Source organism: Pelomonas aquatica (assembly GCF_026712205.1).
In the GTDB taxonomy this organism is placed as follows: Bacteria; Pseudomonadota; Gammaproteobacteria; order Burkholderiales; family Burkholderiaceae_C; genus Pelomonas; species Pelomonas aquatica.
The window spans coordinates 24378-43223 of sequence record NZ_JAPPUW010000033.1 but is presented as its reverse complement, the minus strand read 5'-3'; the positions used below and the strand labels follow the sequence as shown (position 1 = coordinate 43223).

Below are 18846 nucleotides of genomic sequence, written 5' to 3'. Positions count from 1 at the left end.
GTACCTGGTGCTTGCCACGCTCAACCTCGTCGAGTGCATCGCCTTCGTCGGATCGGCAGCTGCGTCCAAGTAGCTTCGCGTCCCGGCCTGGTCAAGGTGGCGCGCCCGGACGCTCACGGACAGGCTGCTCGGTCCCGGAGTCGACAAAGGCGACCTGCCCAAGTTTACGAAGCGCGAACTGGATGTGCTGAGCTGGACTTCCCAGGGCAAGACGGCCTGGGAGGTCAGCGTCATCCTCGGCATGAGCGAGAAGACGGTGAACTTCCATCTCGGCAACGCGATGCGCAAGCTGGGCGTGACGTCCAAGCACCAGGCGGTGCTGAAATGCGTGGCGGCGGGCCTGCTCTGAGTGCTTCGGCGCATACAACCTGGAAGACTTGCTAGGTTACCGGTTCACCAAAAACAGGGACAGTTTGGACCCAGCAAGTCCTCTCCCATCCCTGCTGGAGCCCCCCATGAAGATCATCGACCTCGTCTACCAAATCCTCGGCCTGCCCAAGCTTGGCGGCTGAGCACATGCGCCACCCACGGCGTGAACCGGACGCGGCCCGCAACGGATGCCCCAGGTGACCGGCTCCAGACCACGAGCCCCGCACCCTTGGCGCATCCGTTGCGGCCCCCGCGCCCACAGCCGCCCCACATGCAGCCCTGCGCCACCACCGTGTCCATCTCCGCTGCAACCTATGCCCGGCTGCTGAGCCTCGCCGACCAGGCGCCGCTCGAATGCCTGCCCCTGACCTCGCGCACGCTGGTCCACGCGAAGACGCTGGGCTATCAACAGATCGGCCAGATCCGCAGCACGCCGCCGCACCGGCTGCTGGCCGACCTGGGCGAGGAGCGCACCGCCGAACTGACGCGGGCGCTCTACGACTTCGGCATGCGCCCGCTCGGGCCGCGCGACTGAACTGCCGCCGCATCAGGCCTGCTTGGCCACACGCCTCAGGTCGACCGCGTCGGGCAGCGACCGCGTCTCGTTGGCCGCGAGGCGGAACACGCGCAGCGCCGCGACCACCTGGGCCGTGTCGTTGAGCATCTGAGCGGCCGCACGCGCCAGCTGTTCCACCATCGCCGCGTTCTGGTGCGTGATGCCGTCGAGCTGACGCATCGCGCCATGCACCTCGACCACGCCGCGCATCTGTGCCGCGGCGGCGTTGTCGATGTCGCCGATCAGGCCCGTGAAAGCCCGCACCTTGGACAGCGTCGCGTCGATGCTCTCCCGCGCGGTGCGCGTCTGCGCCTCGCCGGCCTGCACGCGCTGCGTCGAATCGTCGATCAGCGACTTGATCTCGCGCGCGGCCAGCGAGCTGCGCTGCGCCAGTGCCCGCACCTCGCCCGCGACGACGGCGAAACCCTTGCCGTGCTCGCCCGCGCGCGCCGCCTCGACGGCCGCGTTCAGCGCCAGCAGATTGGTCTGGAAGGCGATGCTGTCGATGAGCTGCACGATCTCGCCGATGCGGCTCGACGAGCCGGCGATGCCGCCCATCGTGTCGGTCACCGAATGCACGGCCTCGGCGCTGTGGCGCGACACCTCATGCAGCTCGCCGACGACGCCGTTGGCCGCCTGCGTGCCGTTGCTGGTGTCGCGCACCGTCGCCGCGATCTGCTCCATGCTGGCCACCGTCTGCTCCAGGCTGGCGGCCTGGGCCACGGTGCGTTCGGCCAGGTCGCGGTTGCCGTCGGCGATCTCGTTGCCGACGCTGCGGATGCGGTCGATCTCCTGGCGCGTGTCGGTCACCATCGCACGCAGGTTCACGCCGACCTGGGCCAGCGACGCCTCCAGGCCGCGCAACTGCGGTCGGCCGCTGCGCTCCAGCGTGGCGGCGAGGTCGCCGGCCGCGAGTGCGTTGGCATAGGCCTCCACCTTGCGCAGCCCGGTACGCCGGCCGCCGTCGCGCCATGCGGCGAGCGCGCCGCCGGCCGCCAACGCCGTGCCCGCCGCCACCCAGGGGCCGGCCGCGGCGTAGGCCAGCGTGCCCAGCATGGCCACGGCGACGTGGGCCGATGCCTCGCCCAGCCAGGGGGCGCGGCGGCGCAGGCCGGCCCAGGCGCCGGCCCAGCCCGTGGTGACGATCTCGCCCGCCCTCAGCCGGTGGCGCAGGCGGCCGGCGCGCGCCTCCTCGCGCATCCGTGCGAACAGCGCCTCCGTCGCGTCGACCTGGGCACGCGTCGGCTGCGAGCGCACCGACAGATAGGCCACCGGCCGACCGCCGTCGAGCAGCGGCGTCACATTGGCCAGCACCCAGTAGTGGTCGCCGTCCTTGCGCCGGTTCTTCACGAGGCCGGACCAGGGCTGGCCGGCCTGTATGGTCGCCCACATGTCGCGGAAGGCTTCCTCGGGCACGTCCGGGTGGCGCAGGATGTTGTGGGGCTGGCCCAGCAGTTCGTCCAGCGTGTAGCCGCTCGTCGCGACGAAGACGGCATTGGCGTGCAGGATGCGGCCCTTGAGGTCGGTCGTGGACACCAGCAACTGGCCGGCCGGGAAGGGGAACTCGCGCTGGGTCGCGGACTGCAGTCTCATGGGGTACTCCTCTGTGCAACGTGCGAGCATGCGTCCCCGAACCTCGTCCAAGATTGATCTTGCTCAACCTGCAGGAAATGCGCCCCAGCCCGCCATGCAAGACCGTGAAATCCCCCTCGAAAACTGGCCCCGGCGTGCAGCGCTGCAGCATTTCCGTGCAATGGCCCAGCCGGCCTTCAGCGTGACCGCCGACGTCGACGTGACGGGCCTGCGCGAGCGCGCCGCCGCGCATGGCGCCACGCCCTGGCTGGCCTATCACCATGCGGCGCTGGAAGCCGCCAACGGCATCGACGCGATGCGCCAGACCCTGGTCGACGGCGGCCTCGGTGTGCGCGAGTTCGGCGTCGTCCACGCCAGCAGCACGGCGCTGCGCGAGGACGGCAGCTTCGGCTTCGTCACGCTGCCCCGCGACGCGTCGCTGGCGCGCTTCGCCGAGCGCGGCAAGGCCAACCTGGCGCGCGTGCGCCGCGCCAGCGGCTCGCTGTTCGCCGGCGACGATCCCGGCGACGTGCGCGCGCAGACCCTGGTGCACATGACGGCACTGCCCTGGTTCGCGTTCACGGCCTTCACGCATGCGCGCGCCGCGGGCGACGACCGGCCCAAGATCGCCTTCGGCCGCTTCAAGCCGGTGGCCGGCCGGCTGCTGATGCCGGTGGCCGTCGACGTGCACCACGCGCTGTGCGATGGCGTGCACGTCGGCCGCTTCTTCGAGCGGCTGCAGGCGCAGCTCGATTCGATCTGAGGCAAGGCTGAACAAGTCCCTCGCGCGCAGCGCATCCCTGCTTTGGGCGGTCTGCTGCGTTGCAAATCCTCGCCGTAGCCCGCGCTACGGCTGCGGTTTGCGCCTTGCAGCCCATCCCAAACCAGGGCGCACTGCATCGCGGGGACTCGTTCAGCCTTACCTATCAATCGTCACGACGACCGGCGCATGGTCGCTGGGCCGCTCGTTCTTGCGCGGCAGCCTGTCGATCTCGCAGGCCGTCACGCGGGCCTTCAGCGCCGCGCTGACGAGGATGTGGTCGATGCGCAGCCCCTGGTTCCTGCGGAAGGCCAGGTTGCGGTAGTCCCACCAGCTCCAGCTCTTGGCCGGCTGTTCGAACAGCCGGAACGCATCGGTCAGGCCCAGCTCGACGAGCTGCCGGAACTGCGCACGCTCCTCGGGCGTGCAGTGGATCTGGCCGGCCCAGGCCACCGGGTCGTAGACGTCGCGGTCCTCGGGGGCGATGTTGTAGTCGCCCATCAGCACGAGCTGCTCATGGGCCTGCATCTGCCCGCCGACCCAGCCGCGCAGCGCGTCCAGCCAGCCCATCTTGTAGGCGAACTTGTCGCTGCCGGGCGCCTGGCCGTTGGGGAAGTAGCCGCCGATGACGCGCACGCCGCCGACGGTGCCGGCGATCACGCGGGCCTGCTCGTCGGCAAAGCCGGGGATGTTCTTGACGATGTCGGTCGCCGGCTCGCGGCTGATCAGCGCGACGCCGTTGTAGGTCTTCTGGCCGAACCACTGCACCTGCCAGCCCGCGGCGCCGAAGTCGGCGGTCGGGAACTTGTCGTCGGTCAGCTTGGTCTCCTGCAGCACGAGGGCGTCGACCGGGTGGGCGGCCAGCCAGTCGAGCACCTGCGGCAGGCGGATGGACAGGGAGTTGACGTTCCAGGTGGCGAACTGCTTCATCGCGGGCTTCTCGAGGCGGGTGTTGGCCGGCATTGTGACGGGCGTGTGCAAGGGCCGTTCGCGCGCTTGGTCAGTGTCCGGTCAGCCAGGGTTTTCTAGAGTGCCGCCGATTCATGAGGCCGCTGCGGACCGGAGCCCGGCGGCCAACACCTCGTCACCAATGCCCCAGACCGTCATGCGCTTGACTCCATCCGCCGGCCGCCGGCCGCAGCTCAGCTCCCGGGGACGCAGCCTGCGTATCGCAGCGTCCACCGTCGTCGCCATCGCGCTGGGCGCGCTGCTGTTGCTGCGCCACCAGGACGCCCCCAAGGCGGCCCCGTCCTCCCCTTCCGTGCTGATGCTGAACGGCGACACGGTGCGCCTCGATGCGGCCCAGATCACGGAGTTGAAGGTGGGCCCCGTCGAGACCCGGCCCTTCCAGGCCCGGCGCGAGGCGCTCGGGATCATCGACTTCGACCAGGACCACGCGGTCCAGGTGTTCTCGCCCTACCAGGGCCGGATCGGCCGCGTGCTGGTGCGCGCCGGCGACGAGGTGCGCAAGGGGCAGGTGCTGTACACGGTGCAGATCCCCGACCTCGCCCAGGCGGCCTCGGCGCTGATCGCGGCGGCCGGCAGCCTGCAGCTCACCACGCAGACGCTGCAGCGTGCCCAGGGCCTGGCGGCCGGGCAAAGCATCTCCCAGAAGGAATTGCAGCAGAACGTCGCCGACCAGCAGACGGCCGATGGCGCCTACCGTGCGGCGCGCAAGACCCTGGGCCTGTTCGGCCTCGGCAGCGGCGACATCGACGCGATCGAGAAGTCGCGCCGCGTGGACACCGAGATGCCCGTGCGCAGCCCGCTGGCCGGCCGCGTCGTGGCGCGCGCGGCGTCGGAAGGGCTGCTGGTGCAGCCCGGCGCGGGCAGCCCGCCCGTCATGGTCGCGGACATGCGCAGGCTGTGGATGGTGGCCAGCGTGCCGGAGTCCGAGCTCGGCGGCTATCGCCTCGGGCAGAAGGTGAACGTGACCGTGTCGGCCTACCCCGGCAGGCGCTTCACGGGTCGGCTGGCCTATATTGGCGACGTCGCCGACCCGGCCTCCCACCGCATCGGCCTGCGCACCGAGGTGGCGGACCCCGGCCATCTGCTGCGGCCGCAGATGATGGCCCAGTTCAGCATCGAGCTGCAGGCCGCAACCGTTGGCCCGGCCGTGCCCGAGAACGCGCTGGCCCGCGAAGGCGACGGCAGCATCAGCGCCTGGGTCGCCCGGGACGCGCAGAGCTTCACGCGCCGCAAGGTGGTGACGGGCCTGACCCAGGACGGCTGGGTGCAGGTCGTCGACGGGCTCAAGGCCGGGGAGCGGGTCGCGAAGGACCGCGCGCTCTTCCTGAGCAACCTGGCGCAGATGGCGCAGAACTGAGCGGAGCGTCGAGATGTTCCGTCCTTTGCTGGCCTTCGTGCTGACGCGCCGCCCCATGGTGCTGCTGGGGCTGCTGGCCTTCCTGGCGGCCGGGCTGCTGGCCTTCTACCAGCTCAATGTCGAGGCCTATCCCAACCCCGCGCCGGTGATCCTGGAGATCACCGCCCAGTCGGCCGGCCAGTCGGCCGAGGAGATGGAGCGCTACTACACGCGCCCCATGGAGATCGGCCTGGCCACGACGCTGGGCGTGGACAACATCCGCTCCACGTCGTTCTACGGCCTGTCCTTCGTGCGCGTGACCTTCAAGTACGGCGTCGACTACGTGGCGGCGCTGACCCAGACCGCGATCAACCTGCAGCAGAACGTCAGCCTGCCCAACGGCGTGCAGCCGCAGATCCAGGCATCGAGCCTGGTGGGCGAGATCCTGCGCTACCAGGTCAAGGGGCCGTCCACCTACAGCCTGACGGACCTGCGCGGCATCCAGGACTGGGTCATTCAGCGCCGCCTGCTCACGGTGCCCGGCGTCAGCCAGATCGTGACCTGGGGCGGCACGACGAAGGAGTACCACGTCGAGGTCCAGCCCGGCCGGCTGGAGAGCTACGGTCTGACGCTGCAGCAGGTCATCCAGGCGCTCGGCAACGCGAACAGCAATGTGGGCGGGCGCACCGTCAGCGTCGGCGAGCAATCGGTGAACGTGCGCGGGCTGGGCCTGGTGCGCAACATCCAGGACGTCGGCAACACCGTGCTCAGCCAGCAGAACGGGCAGCCGGTGCTGGTGCGCGACGTGGCCGAGATCAGCTTGGGCAACGTGCCGCGGCTGGGCGAGGCCGGGCGCGACGCCAGCAACGACGTGGTCACCGGCGTGGTCATCATGAACCGCACGATGCAGACCAAGGACGTGATCGCGCGCGTCAAGACCGCCGTCGACACGCTTAACCACGACGGCAGCCTGCCCCAGGGCGTGCACCTGGAGCCCTACTACGACCGCTCGACCCTCGTCGACGTGACGACCCACACCGTCATCCACAACCTGGTGTTCGGCTGCGTGCTGGTGTTCTTCATCCAGTGGATCTTCCTCGGCGACCTGCGCAGCGCGGTCATCGTCAGCGTCAACATCCCGTTCGCGCTGTTCTTCAGCATCATCATGCTGGTGCTGACGGGGGAGTCGGCCAACCTGCTGTCGCTCGGCGCCGTCGACTTCGGCATCATCGTCGACTCGGCCGTCATCCTGGTCGAGAACGTCTATCGCAATTTCCAGCGCACGCCGCGCCAGCGCGTGGAGGCGCTGCGGGCCATGACGCGCGGGCCCCACGGCATGGAGACCGACCCGGCCCTGGGCTGGACCCAGCGCCTGCGCATGATCTTCATGAGCGCGCTGCAGGTGGACAACTCCATCCTGTTCTCCACCGTCATCACCATCGCGGCCTTTTCGCCGCTGTTCCTGATGACGGGCGTCGAGGGCCAGATCTTCGGCCCCATGGCCCGCACCTACGGCTATGCGCTGGCCGGCGCGCTGCTGGCGACCTTCACGGTGACGCCGGTGCTGGTGGCCTATCTGCTGCCGCGGCGCGTGAAGGAGGAGGAGACCTGGCTGGTGCGGGGGATCCACCGCGTCTACGAGCCGCTGCTGCGCTGGTCGATTGCGCACGTGCGCTGGATGTGCGGCTTCGCCGTTGCCTTCCTGCTGGGCGTGGCCGTGCTGGCGGCCAACCTCGGCAGCGAGTTCCTGCCGGCGCTGGAGGAGGGCAATCTGTGGATCCGGGCCTCGATGCCCCCGACCATTTCGCTCGAGGCCGGCACCGAGAAGGCCAACAAGATGCGCCGCATCATCCAGAGCTTCCCCGAGGTCATCACGGTGGTGTCCCAGCACGGCCGGCCGGACGACGGCAGCGATGCGTCGGGCTTCAACAACGTGGAGCTGTTCGCGCCGCTCAAGCCCTTCGACCAATGGCCGGCCGGCGTGGACAAGGAACAGCTCGTGAACGAGCTGCAGGAGCGCCTGACGCGCGAGTTCCCGGGCGTGGGCTTCAACTTCTCGCAGTACATCCAGGACAACGTCGAGGAAGGCCTCTCCGGCGTCAAGGGCGCCAATTCGGTCAAGATCATCGGGCCCGACCTCGTGACCCTCGAGAAGCTCGCCGGCCGGGCCATGCCGCTGATGGGCCAGGTCCAGGGCGTGGGCGACCTCGGCATCTTCAACGTGCTGGGCCAGCCCAACCTGAACATCCAGATCGACCGCGCCAGGGCCGCCCGCTATGGCCTGAACACGGGCGACGTCAATGCCGTGGTGCAGGCCGCGCTCGGCGGCACGGTCGCGACGACGGTGCTCGAAGGCGACCGGCAGTACGGCCTGTCGGTCCGCTACGCCGGCCCGGCCCGCGCCGGCCTCGAGCGCGTGCGCGACCTGCGCGTGGGCTACAGCACCGGCAGCGGGACGGCCTATGTGCCGCTGCGCGACATCGCCACCATCGGCCTGGACACCGGCGCCACCTACGTCTATCACGAACGCAACGAGCGCTACATCCCGATCAAGTTCAGCGTGCGCGGCCGCGACCTCGGCAGCACGGTGGCCGAGATCGAGGCCAAGCTGGGCCATGAACTGGCCCTGCCGGAGGGCTACCGCGTCGAATACGCCGGCGAGTTCGAGGAACTGCAGAAGGCCAAGGCCCGCATGGCCGTCCTCATCCCGGCCGCCATGCTGCTGATCCTGGTGCTGCTCTATGCGCTGTTCAACAGCATCGGCTACAGCCTGCTGGCGCTGGTGGCGGTGCCCTTCACGGTGGCCAGCGGCGTGCTCGCGCTGTTCGTGTCGGGCCAGGTGGTCAGCATCTCTGCGGTGATCGGCTTCGTGTCCCTGCTCGGCGTGTCGGTCATGGACGGCATCCTGATCCTGACCTACTTCAAGGAGCTCAGGCTCGCCGGCAGCACGCCCGAGCAGGCCATCTACGACGCCTATCTGCACCGCATGCGTCCCTTGCTGATGACGGCGCTGTCGGCCTGCATCGGCCTCTTCCCGGCCGCCATCAGCCACGGCATCGGCAGCCAGGTTCAGCGCCCGCTCGCCACGGTGGTCGTTGGCGGCATGTTCCTCGGCCCGTTCTTCCTGCTGGTCGTCGTGCCGGCCCTGCGCCTGGCCGTGCTGCGGCGCGTGAAGCTCAAGAAACGCCGCAAGGGATTGGGCGGCGACGCACTGGCCTGAAGGAGCACAAGCATGAAATCCCCGGACAAGCACCTCCCGAGGCCCCTGGCTCGCGCCGTCCAGCTGCTTGCCGCCGCCGCGCTGGCGGGCTGCGCCGCCGGCCCCGACTTCCATGCGCCGCCCCCGCCCCAGGCGACCGGCTATCTGCGCGGCGAGCCCAAGGACGCCGCGGCACCGCCGAGCGAAGCGGCGGCGCCCCAGCCCCGTTGGTGGGCGGCCTACGGCTCCGAGCGGCTGAATGCGCTGGTCGAGCGCGCGCTGCAGCGCAACCCCGGCATCGCCGCGGGCGAGGCCAGCCTGCGCCAGGCCCAGCAGAACGTGAACGCCCAGCAGGGACTGTTCTATCCCTCCGCGCAACTGGGCTACAGCGCGGCCCGGCAGAACTCGGGCACCGTGCTGTCGTCGCCGCTGAGCTCGGGCCAGTCGCTCTACAACCTGCACACGGCCCAGCTCACCGTGGGCTTCGTGCCGGACGTTTTCGGCGGCAACCGCCGCCAGGTGGAGTCGCTGCAGGCCGCCGCCGACAGCCAGCGCTACCAGACCGACGCGCTGCGCACGACCCTCGCCAGCAACGTGGCCGCCGCCGTGCTGCAGGAGCAGTCGCTGCTGGACCAGCTGCAGATCGTGACCGAAGCGCTGAGCCTGGCGAAGGAACAGCTGCAGCACACCAGGGCGCAGCAGGCGGCCGGGTACGGCAGCGGCATGGACCTCGCCCAGCAGGAGGCCGCCCTGGCCCAGGCCCAGGCGCTGCTGCCGCCGCTGAACAAGCAGTTGGAGCAGACCCGCGACCTGCTGGCCGTGCTGTGCGGCGACCTGCCCAGCGAGCTGGCGGCACCGGACGAAGGCCCGTCGACCGGGCACCTGGCCCGCCTGCGCATGCCGCAGCCTCTGCCGCAGGTCGTGCCGTCGCAACTGGTGCAATACCGCCCCGACGTGCAGGCCGCGCAGGCGCAACTGCACGCGGCCTATGCGCAGATCGGCGTCAGCGTCAGCAACATGCTGCCGCAGTTCTCGATCGGCGCGAACCTGGCCTACAGCGCGGCGACGCTGCCCAACCTGATTTCGCCGGCCCGGCAGTCCTGGGGCCTGGTGGCCGGCCTGACCCAGCCGCTGTTCGCGGGCGGTGCGCTGACCGCCCGCAAGCGCGCGGCCGAGGCCGCCGCCGAGGCGGCTCAGGCGCAATACCAGGGCGCCGTGCTGACCGCCTTCCAGAACGTGGCCGACACGCTGTACGCGCTGGAGCACGACGGCAGGGCCCTCGAAGCCGCGGAGCGCAATGTGGCGGCCAGCGAGCGGCTGATGGCCCTGACCGACCAGCAGTTCAGCCAGGGCTATGCGGCGCGTCCGGCCTGGCTGGCGGCGCGGCAGGCGCTGCTGCAGGCCCGGCTGGCCCAGGTCGGCGCCAAGGCCAGCCATCTCGGCGACAGCGTGGCGCTGTTCCAGGCGCTGGGCGGCGGATGGCGCCCGGGCGCCGACGAGCAGGCCTCGGCCGGCCGCTGACAGGCTCAGGCGCCGGCTTCGGCCGAGGTGTCGCAGTCCAGGCAGGTCTCGATGGGCGGCGGGGGCAGGTGCAGGTCGCTCTGCAGCTGGCGCAGCGCGGTGCGCAGGCCTTCCTCGACGACCGGGTGGTAGAAGGGGCTGTCCAGCATCTGCTGCACCGTGTCGCCGCGCTGCACGCTCCAGGCCAGCAGGTGTCCGAGGTGCTCGGCGGCCGGGCCGATCATCTCGGCGCCCAGCAGCCGGCCCGTGCCGCGCTCGGCATAGACGTGCAGGCCGCCGCGGTTGACGAGCATCACGCGGCTGCGGCCCTGGTCGGCGAAGCTGACGCGGCCGGTGTCGAAGGCGCGGCCCGCGGCGGTCAGCTCGGCATGGCTGGCACCGGCCAGCGCGATCTGCGGGTCGCTGAAGACGACGGCCAGCGGCGCGCGGCGCGGGCGCCGGTGCACGCGGGGCCAGCGCGCCGCGTTGTCGCCCGCGATGCGGCCGGCGTCGGCGGCCTCGTGCAGCAGCGGGCGGTCGTCGGTCACGTCGCCGGCGATGAAGACATGGCTGTCGCCCCACTGGCCGGTGTGGCGATCCAGCTGCGGCTTGCCCAGGCCCAGCGCCTGCAGGCCGAGGCCGTCGAGATTGGGCTCGCGGCCGGCGGCGCAGAGCATGGCGTCGAAGCGCTCGTCGCCGATGCGGACCTGGTCGCCGTCCAGCACGGGGTCGGGCACGCCCGCGTTCAGGGTCAGCGGCAGCTCGTCGGCAAAGAGCCGGCGGGCCAGCGCCTGCAGCTCGGGGTCGGTCAGCGGGCCGACGCGCTCGCTGCGCGCGAACAGGCGCACGCGCACGCCCAGGCGGCGCAGGGCCAGTGCCAGCTCCAGGCCGATGACGCCGGCGCCGTAGACGGCCAGCGAGCGCGGCAGGTCCTGCCAGTCGAACACGTCTTCGTTGATGAGCAGCTTGGCACCGAGCCGTTCGCGCCAGCCGGCCGGGATGCGCGTGTGCGAACCGGTGGCGATGACGAAGGACTTGGCTTCGACGCGCTGGCCGGCCACGTCCAGCGTGTTCGGTCCCGTGAAGCGCGCCCGGCCGAACAGCCGCGTGGCCTCGGGCCAGCCGCGCACGGTGTCGAGCACGAAGCCGACGAAGCGGTCGCGCTCGCTGCGCACGCGCTGCATGACGGCGCGGCCGTCGACGCGCGGCGCCTCGGCCTGCACGCCGAAGCGGTGGGCCTCGCGCACGGCCTGGGCCGCGTCGGCCGCGGCGATCAGCAGCTTGCTCGGCATGCAGCCGACGCGCGCGCAGGTCGTGCCGTAGTGGGTCGCCTCGATGAGCAGCACGCGCTCGGTGTGCACGCGCGCGGCTCGGTAGGCCGCCATGCCGGCGGTGCCGGCGCCGATGATGGCCACGTCGCAGGAGAGGGAGGTCATGAGGCGATCCTTGCTCAGGCCAGGCAAGGATAGCCCGGGCCCCATCGCCTCCGGCATCCCGGGACTTCTAGCGGAGGAAGGGCGCCAGCCAGCGCATCTGCGGCTTGTCCCGGCCATCGGCATCGGGCTCCAGCGACAGGAAGTAGTCGCCCCAGCGCGGGCCGCCGGCCCACCACAGCCAGCCGGCCCAGACGTCGGCATTGGCCTGCAGATGCTGCAGCGCGCCGCGCACGGCCTGCTCGCAGACGGCGTTGGGGCCACCGCCGATCTCGCCCAGCAGCGCGCGGCGCTTGTGCTGGCGCAGCCAGGCGGTGAAGCGGCGCAGGCGCTCGGCGCCGATCTCGGGGCTCACGCAGTCGGGCTGGGTGCCGGAGCCGTCCTTGTCGAAATACTGGTGCACCTCGAACAGCATGCGGTTCAGCGGGTCGTGCACGCGGTCCATGACCTCGGCGTTGGCGCTGCCGTACCAGGTCGATTCGAACCAGCTCCAGGCGCCGGTGTAGCCGTTGCCGGGCACGGTGACGAGATTGGTGGCGCCGGTGGCGCGAATGGCGTCGATGGCGGCCTGGGCCGCGGCGGCCCAGGTCTCGGTGGGCAGGCCGTGCGGCTCGTTGACGAGGCCGAACTGCACGCGCGGGTTGCCCTTGAACTGCAGGGCCAGGCGGCGCCAGAAGTCCGCGAACGCGGCGATGGGCAGCTCGGCCGTGCCGACGCGCACCTCCTTGTAGGCCGCGTAGTTGTGCGGGTCCAGCAGCACCTGCAGGCCGCGCGCGGTCGTGCCGTCGACGAATTCGCGCAGGCGGGCCAGCTCGGCGGCATCGAGCTCGCCGCCGAGCACCGGCTGCAGGCGCTCCCAGCGGAAGGCGATGCGCATCAGGTTCATGCCGCTGGCCTGGTAGTAGGCCGTGCTGGCGACACCGGGGTAGACGAAGTCCTTGCCGTGGGTGCCGGGGAAGGGCAGCTTCTCGCCCCATTCGGCGCCGGACAGGCTGATGCCGCGCCATTCCAGCGGGGCGGCTTGGGCCGTGGCTGCCGCGAGCAGCGCGGCGCAGAGGAGGCGGCGGATCATGTGATGTCCTTGGCGGGCGGCTGCACGCCGAGCGCGGCGAGCACGTCCTGGCAGGCGCCCAGCGTGTGGTAGTCGGTCTTGCCGGCGGGGCTTTTCTCGTCGGTCACCTTGCCGTTATCGGGCGCGAGGATGCGGTACCAGGCGCCGTGCTCGTGGTCGACGAAGTGCTGCCAGGCATAGGCCCAGATCCGGTCGTACCACTGCCAGTAGCCGTCGTCGCCGCTGTGCACCGCCAGCCAGGCGGCGGCGGCAAGGCTCTCGGCCTGGACCCAGAAATATTTGTCGGCGTCGCAGACGTCGCCGCCGGGTGCGAAGCCGTAGACGAGGCCGCCATGCTTTTCGTCCCAGCCGTGCTTCATCGCGGCGTCGAAGAAATGGCGCGCCGTCGGCAGCAGCCAGCCGGGCGCCGCGTCACCCAGGCGCCGCTCCAGCATCAGCAATAACTTGGCCCACTCGGTCAGGTGGCCGGTCTGGAAACCCCAGGGCCGGAAGATGTTGGTCTTGTCGTGGCGGTTGTAGTCCCAGTCGGGCGTCCAGTCGGTCTTGTAGTGCTCCCAGACGAGGCCGCCGGCCAGGGCCGCCTGGCGTTGCGCGACGGAGGTGGCCAGCAGCAGCGCACGGTCGAGGTAGCGGGCCTCGCCGCTGGCGGCATGGGCGGCCAGCAGGGCCTCGCAGGCATGCATATTGGCGTTCTGGCCGCGGTAGGCGCCCAGCTGCCAGTCGGGCGTGGCCTCGTCGGCATAGAGGCCGTGGGCGGGCTCCCAGAAGCGCTGCTCCATCAGCGCGAAGGTGGCCGCGATGCCCTCCCGCGCGCCCGGCACGCCGGCCTGCGCGGCATGCGAGTTCGCCAGCAGCACGAAGGACAGGCCGTAGCAGTGGTTGCCGCCGTCGGTGACGGTGGCGCGACCCTCACTCCAGTCCAGCGTCCAGGCGTAGCCGCCCCGGGGCTGGGCGTGGGCCTGGTTCACGAAGGCCAGCGCATGCGCCACGTCCTTGGCCGATCCACCGAACCAGCGCCACGCCAGCGCGTGGTTGAAGACGAAGCGCGTGCTGCTGACGAGATGGCGGCTGCGGCGGTCGTAGACGCTGCCGTCGTCCTTGAAGAAGTGGAAGCAGCCGCCGGTTTCGTCCATCGCACGCGGCGCATAGAAGGCCAGCGTGCGGCGCATATGGGCCCACAGCGCCTCGGGCTTGCGCATGTCGGGAAGATTCATTTCAAGACCTCCTGGTTCAGGAAGCGGGTCAGCTCGTCGGCCATCCGGGCGTGGACGTCGATGCGGGGGTGGGCCCAGGCAAAGGCCTGGAAGGTGTGGGTCCAGACCTTGGCGTCGCCCTCGGCGCGCAAGGTGGCGGCGGCCTGCTCCAGCGCGCGCGGGATGGCGGGCTCGTCCTTCCAGGCCGTCATGCCGCCGGCCAGCAGCAGGAGCCTGGCATCGGGGTAGCGGCCACGCAACTGGCGCACGAAGGCGAGATAGCGAGCGCCGAAGTCCGCCGCGATGGGCCGGCCCTTGGAGGCCGGGAAGCCATGGTCGTTCTGGCCGAGGTTGAGCAGCACGACGTCGGGCGAGCGCGGGTCGGGCGGCGCGACGGGTGCGTCCAGCCGCGGGGCCTCGCGGTTCCAGACCTGGGGCATCAGCAGCTCGTGCCAGGTCGCCGTGATGCCGATGCCGCTGACGGCGATGCCGACATAGTCCGCGCCCAGCCGCTCGGCCGTCAGGGCGCCGTAGGCACGCGTGCCGTCGTGGAAATAGAGGTCGTCGTACTGGTCGTCGCCGAGGTCGGCGTTGCAGGCGCCCGCGGTGATGGAGTCACCATAGAAGACCAGCCTCAGCGGGCGGGCCGGCGGCGGGGCCAGCAGCCGGCCTCCTTCGCCCAGGCGCAGGCCGGTGAAGACGGCCTCGGCCATCGCGCCCTCGGTGCGCTTGATCAGGCGCAGGCTGTGCTCGCCGGGCGGCAGCGGCTCGCGCAGCCGCCAGTCGGACGCGGCATTGCCCGGCACGGCCAGCCAGTGGCGGACGCCGTCGATCTCGACCGTGAAATGGCTGCTGCCCCAGTGCGTGGACGCGAAGCCCAGGCCCAGCTGCGTGCCGGTGAAGCGCGCGCGCAGTTCACTGCCGCTCCAGGCCAGCAGCCGGCCGTCGGGCACGTTGGCTATGCGGCCGACCCAGCGTAGCTGCGGGGCGTCGGCCGCCACCGGCCCGCCGGGCAGGGCTTCGGGCAGGAAGTCGCTGCGGCGCAGGGCCGGCGGGTAGATGCCGGCGGACATCACCGCCAGCAGGCTGGCCCGGCGGCCGCTGCCGGCCCATTCGTCTCGCCTGACGCGGACGTGCAGCAGATGCGCCGTGGGCTCCAGGTCGCGGCCGACGACGCCGTAGTGCCAGCCGAGATAGCCCTTGCGCTCGGGCACCTGGCCGCGCAGCGTGACCCAGGGGCCGTCGTCCACGCGGGCCTCGAGATTGCGGTAGTGCTCGCTCTCGGCATGGAAGACGGCGATCTCGCTGCCCCAGGCAAGGAAATGCGCCTCGGCGTCGTCGGCCCGCGTGACCCAGCCGTGCTGCTGGCCGGGCCACTCCGGGTGTACCTCGCCGCCGCGCGCGAAGCCCTGCCGCCGGTAGGGCTGGAGCGCGTCGCCGGCCAGCATGCGCGTGAACTCGTGGGCCTGGCCGTAGAGGGGCGGGGGCAGGGCGGGCACGGCTTTGATCGGGCCGCGCGCGGCGGCGCGCAGCAGCTCGGCCAGGGCCAGCGCGATGCGCTGGTGGCCGGTGGCATTGGGGTGCACGGGCTCGTCGTAGAGCGCGGCCCAGCGGTCCTCGCCGGCCTCCACGCGGGCCTGCATCCAGCGGCTGAAGTCCAGCGCCGTCAGGCCGTAGTGGGCGGCCAGGCGCAGCTGCAGCTCGGTCGCGTCGCGCGGCTGGCCGCCCTGCTGCGTGAGGCCGAGCACGACGACGGCCGGCGGCTTCCGCGCCGTCAGCAGGCGGCGCAGGATGGCCTCGAAGCTGCCGCCGCGCACGGCCGGGTCCAGCCACTGATCGTTGACGTCGAACTCGACGACGACGAGGTCCGGCGACTTGTCCAGCACCTGGGCCTGCAGCCGCTGCACGCCGGCCGCCGAGTCCGTGCCGCCGACGCCGGCGTTCACGAGCCTGACCCTGGGGCCGAGGGACTTGGCCAGCAGCGCCGCCCAGCCGCGCTCGCGCGGCGGCTGGGCGGCATGGCCCGTCGTGATCGAGCCGCCGATGGTGGCCAGCGTGACGGCCTCGCCGGCCTCCAGCCTCTGCATGACGGCCTGCAGCCGGGCGTCCGCCTGGCTTGCGGCCGGCAGCATCGACGACAGGGCCAACGCGAATCCTTTCAAGCCGTGCTTGTTCATATGAACCTGGGGCGGCGCCGGCCTCGGCGGGTTCCGGCGACAAAATGTTTACTAAACTTATGTGATTATGTTCTCTAGCCGATGCGGCGAAAAGCGCAAGCCCGTCGGACAACATTGGGACTATCCCCGAGTGCAGCTAAAAATCCGGCGAAACAAAATGCGCAACATAAACATGTTTAGTTTAGTGAACGCGACGTGACTCCTGAACGATTGATTGACCTGCACGACGGCTGGCAACTGGCCGAGGCGCCCGAGGGCATCGACGGCCCGGCCCTGGCCGCCTTGCCCGACGCGGCCTGGCTGCCGGCCGGCGTGCCGGGCACGGCTCACGGCGCACTGCTGGCCGCCGGGCGCATCCCCGACCCCTTCGTCGGCTGCAACGAGGCCGAGGTGGGCTGGGTCGGCGAACGCCGCTGGGCCTGGCGCCTGGGCTTCGACGCGGGCGAGCTGGCGGCGCGGGAGGAACTGGTCTTCGAGGGGCTGGACACCTATTGCACGGCCTGGCTCAACGGCGCGCGCCTGTTCGACGGCGACAACATGTTCCTGCCACGCCGCGCTGACGTGCGCGCTCAGCTGAGGCCCGGCCGCAACGAGCTGCTGCTGTGCTTCGAGCCGGCGCTGGCGCGCGCCCGCGCCGTGGAGGCCGTGCACGGCGAGCGCGCGCGGTGGAACGGCGACAGCGCCCGCCTGCATGCCCGCAAGGCGCAGTACCACTTCGGCTGGGACTGGGGCCCCGAGCTGATCGTCAGCGGCCCCTGGCGCGCGGTGCGCCGGTGCAGCTGGTCGGCGCGCATCGACGAGCTGCAGTGCCGCAGCCGCATCGACGGCCGGCGCGCGACGCTGCAGGTGGCGGCGGATCTGCAAGGGGCGGCCGCCGGCCAGCGCTGCAGCTTCGAGCTGCTGGACCCCGAAGGCCATCGCGTGGCCGCGGCTACGGCGGCTGCGGCGGATGTGGCGCGCGCGACGCTCGCCGTCGCCGATGCCCGGCTGTGGTGGCCGCGCGGCCTGGGTGCGCAGCCGCTGTACACGCTGGTCGCGCGGCTGCTGGACGGCGACCGCGTGCTGGCCGAGAGCCGCCGCCGCATCGGCCTGCGCACGCTGCGCCTGGTGCAGGAGGCGGTCGACGGCGAGGCCGGCCGCAGCTTCCATTTCGAGGTCAATGGCCAGGCCCTGTTTGCCGGCGGCGCGAACTGGATTCCCGACGACAACCTGCTCGAACGCATCACGCCGGCCCGCTACCGCGAGCGCGTGGCCCAGGCCGCCGCCGCCAACATGAACATGCTGCGCGTCTGGGGCGGCGGCATCTACGAACACGAGGCCTTCTACGAGGCCTGCGACGAAGCCGGCATCCTGGTCTGGCAGGACTTCATGTTCGCATGCGGCCTCTATCCGGCCAATGCCGGGTTCCTGGCCAGCGTGTGCGCCGAGGCCGAGGCGGCCGTCAAGCGGCTGCGCCATCACGCCTGCCTGGCGCTCTGGTGCGGCAACAACGAGGACTACATGCTGGCCGAATCGGTCGGCCTGGCCGGCCCCGGCGTGCCGGCCGAGCGCTTCGAGGCGCGCGCGATCTACGAAGGCCTGCTGCCCGAGGTCTGCGCCGCGCTGGACCCGGACCGCGGCTACTGGCCCGGCAGCCCGTTCACGCCCGGCGACGGCGTCAAGTCCTCGGACGCGACCATCGGCGACCGCCACAGCTGGGAGGTCTGGCACCAGCAGATGCTGCCCTACCAGAACTATGGCGACGTGCAGGCGCGCTTCGTCAGCGAGTTCGGCATGCAGTCGCACCCGTCGCTGGCCCTGCTCGAATCGGTGCTGCCGCAAGCCGAGCGCTTCCCCGAGAGCCGCACAATGCAGTGGCACAACAAGGCCGGCTCGGCGGCCGGGCCGGACGGGCACCGCCGCCTGGCCGTCTACCTGGCCGACAACCTGCGCGTGGGGTCCACGCTGGCGGACCATGTCTATGCGACGCAGTTCGTGCAGGCCGAGGCCATGCGCGTGGCCTACCAGGACTTCCGCCGCCGCTGGCAGGCGCCCGGCGCACGCGCCGTGGGCGGCGCCCTGGTCTGGCAGCTCAACGACTGCTGGCCGGCCACGAGCTGGGCGCTGATCGACTCGGCCGGCACCGCCAAGCCCGCCTGGCACACGGTGCGGCGCGCGCTGGCGCCGCTGGCCGTGGCCCTGCGGCTGGAGGCTGGCCAGGCCCGGCTCGCCGTCATGAACGGCGCTGCGGCCGGCCGCGCCCTGAGCCTGCGGCTGCGCGTGTTCGCGATGGACGGGCGCGAGCTCGCCGGCGCCCGCCTCGCGCTGGACGTGCCGGCCTGCGCCAGCCTCGAAACGACGCAGCCGCTGCCGGCCTGGAGCGAGCCCGTCGCGGCCGAACTCTGCGCCTTCGAGGCGGGCGACGGCCGCGAGCTGGCGCGCGACTGCGCCTGGACCGAGCCCTTTCGCTTCTACCGGCTGGGCGGCGCGCGCATCGACATCCGGCGCGACGGCCAGGCGCTGCTGATCGGCTGCGACCAGCCGGTCAAGGGCCTGTGGCTGCAGGGCGCCGACCTGGCCGACAACTTCATCGACCTCGTGCCCGGCGCGCCCCGGCGCGTCGAGGTGGCGGGCGCCTTGCCGCAACAGCTGCAGGCCGTGGCCCTGGACCACGCCGGCCGCGTCCTACCACTCCTGGGGCAGGGAGGCTGAGCGACACGCTATGCGTAAA

13 protein-coding genes are annotated in these 18846 nt (G+C 71.4%); 7 read left to right on the top strand and 6 right to left on the bottom strand.

The genetic code is table 11. From position 1 onward, the window contains the following. The first annotated feature begins 124 nt into the window (after positions 1–124). Entirely contained in the window at positions 125–349 is a 225-nt protein-coding gene (locus NYP07_RS22715; RefSeq protein ID WP_338091323.1) for a helix-turn-helix transcriptional regulator, read from the top strand. Between the two features lie 291 nt (positions 350–640). Continuing rightward, on the top strand, positions 641–904 hold the full coding sequence (locus tag NYP07_RS22710) for a hypothetical protein (protein WP_268154262.1): 264 nt from the start codon (positions 641–643) through the stop codon (positions 902–904). Positions 905–916: 12 nt separating this feature from the next. Here the strand turns inward: NYP07_RS22710 and NYP07_RS22705 are convergent, their stop codons facing one another. Continuing rightward, positions 917–2518, bottom strand: coding sequence for a methyl-accepting chemotaxis protein (locus NYP07_RS22705; RefSeq protein ID WP_268154260.1), 1602 nt, complete (start codon positions 2516–2518; stop codon positions 917–919). A 94-nt stretch (positions 2519–2612) separates the two neighbouring features. Between NYP07_RS22705 and NYP07_RS22700 the strand changes: the two genes are divergently transcribed. Then, positions 2613–3260, top strand: coding sequence for a CatA-like O-acetyltransferase (locus tag NYP07_RS22700; RefSeq protein ID WP_268154258.1), 648 nt, complete (start codon positions 2613–2615; stop codon positions 3258–3260). Between the two features lie 156 nt (positions 3261–3416). Here NYP07_RS22700 and NYP07_RS22695 read toward each other — a convergent pair whose 3' ends face one another. Beyond that, positions 3417–4187, bottom strand: a complete 771-nt coding sequence (locus NYP07_RS22695; RefSeq protein ID WP_268154256.1) for an exodeoxyribonuclease III — start codon at positions 4185–4187, stop codon at positions 3417–3419. 175 nt (positions 4188–4362) lie between these two features. Between NYP07_RS22695 and NYP07_RS22690 the strand changes: the two genes are divergently transcribed. From NYP07_RS22690 to NYP07_RS22680, 3 genes are read left to right on the top strand one after another with little or no spacing between them, the layout of a single operon-like run. Continuing rightward, a complete protein-coding gene (locus tag NYP07_RS22690; RefSeq protein ID WP_268154254.1) occupies positions 4363–5583 on the top strand; it encodes an efflux RND transporter periplasmic adaptor subunit in 1221 nt (406 codons plus the stop codon). A gap of 13 nt (positions 5584–5596) precedes the next feature. Next, on the top strand, positions 5597–8782 hold the full coding sequence (locus NYP07_RS22685; RefSeq protein ID WP_268154252.1) for an efflux RND transporter permease subunit: 3186 nt from the start codon (positions 5597–5599) through the stop codon (positions 8780–8782). A 12-nt stretch (positions 8783–8794) separates the two neighbouring features. Further along, on the top strand, positions 8795–10282 hold the full coding sequence (locus NYP07_RS22680; protein WP_268154250.1) for an efflux transporter outer membrane subunit: 1488 nt from the start codon (positions 8795–8797) through the stop codon (positions 10280–10282). Positions 10283–10287: 5 nt separating this feature from the next. On the opposite strand, the gene NYP07_RS22675 is transcribed toward NYP07_RS22680, so the two are convergent. The 4 genes from NYP07_RS22675 to NYP07_RS22660 form a co-directional block, all read right to left on the bottom strand. Continuing rightward, the gene (locus NYP07_RS22675; protein ID WP_268154248.1) at positions 10288–11697 is read right to left on the bottom strand and encodes a dihydrolipoyl dehydrogenase; all 1410 of its coding nucleotides are present in this window, start codon (positions 11695–11697) and stop codon (positions 10288–10290) included. Positions 11698–11764: 67 nt separating this feature from the next. Next, positions 11765–12766 carry a glycoside hydrolase family 5 protein gene (locus NYP07_RS22670; RefSeq protein WP_268154246.1) on the bottom strand — a complete coding sequence of 334 codons (1002 nt, stop codon included), beginning with the start codon at positions 12764–12766 and terminating at the stop codon, positions 11765–11767. Continuing rightward, positions 12763–13980, bottom strand: coding sequence for an AGE family epimerase/isomerase (locus tag NYP07_RS22665; protein ID WP_268154244.1), 1218 nt, complete (start codon positions 13978–13980; stop codon positions 12763–12765). The genes NYP07_RS22670 and NYP07_RS22665 overlap by 4 nt, the downstream gene beginning before the upstream one ends. After that, a complete protein-coding gene (locus NYP07_RS22660; protein WP_268154242.1) occupies positions 13977–16136 on the bottom strand; it encodes a GDSL-type esterase/lipase family protein in 2160 nt (719 codons plus the stop codon). Before NYP07_RS22660 ends, NYP07_RS22665 begins: the two co-directional genes overlap by 4 nt. 210 nt (positions 16137–16346) lie before the next feature. On the opposite strand from NYP07_RS22660, the gene NYP07_RS22655 reads away from it, so the two are divergent. After that, positions 16347–18827, top strand: coding sequence for a glycoside hydrolase family 2 protein (locus NYP07_RS22655; RefSeq protein WP_268154240.1), 2481 nt, complete (start codon positions 16347–16349; stop codon positions 18825–18827). Positions 18828–18846: the final 19 nt, after the last annotated feature.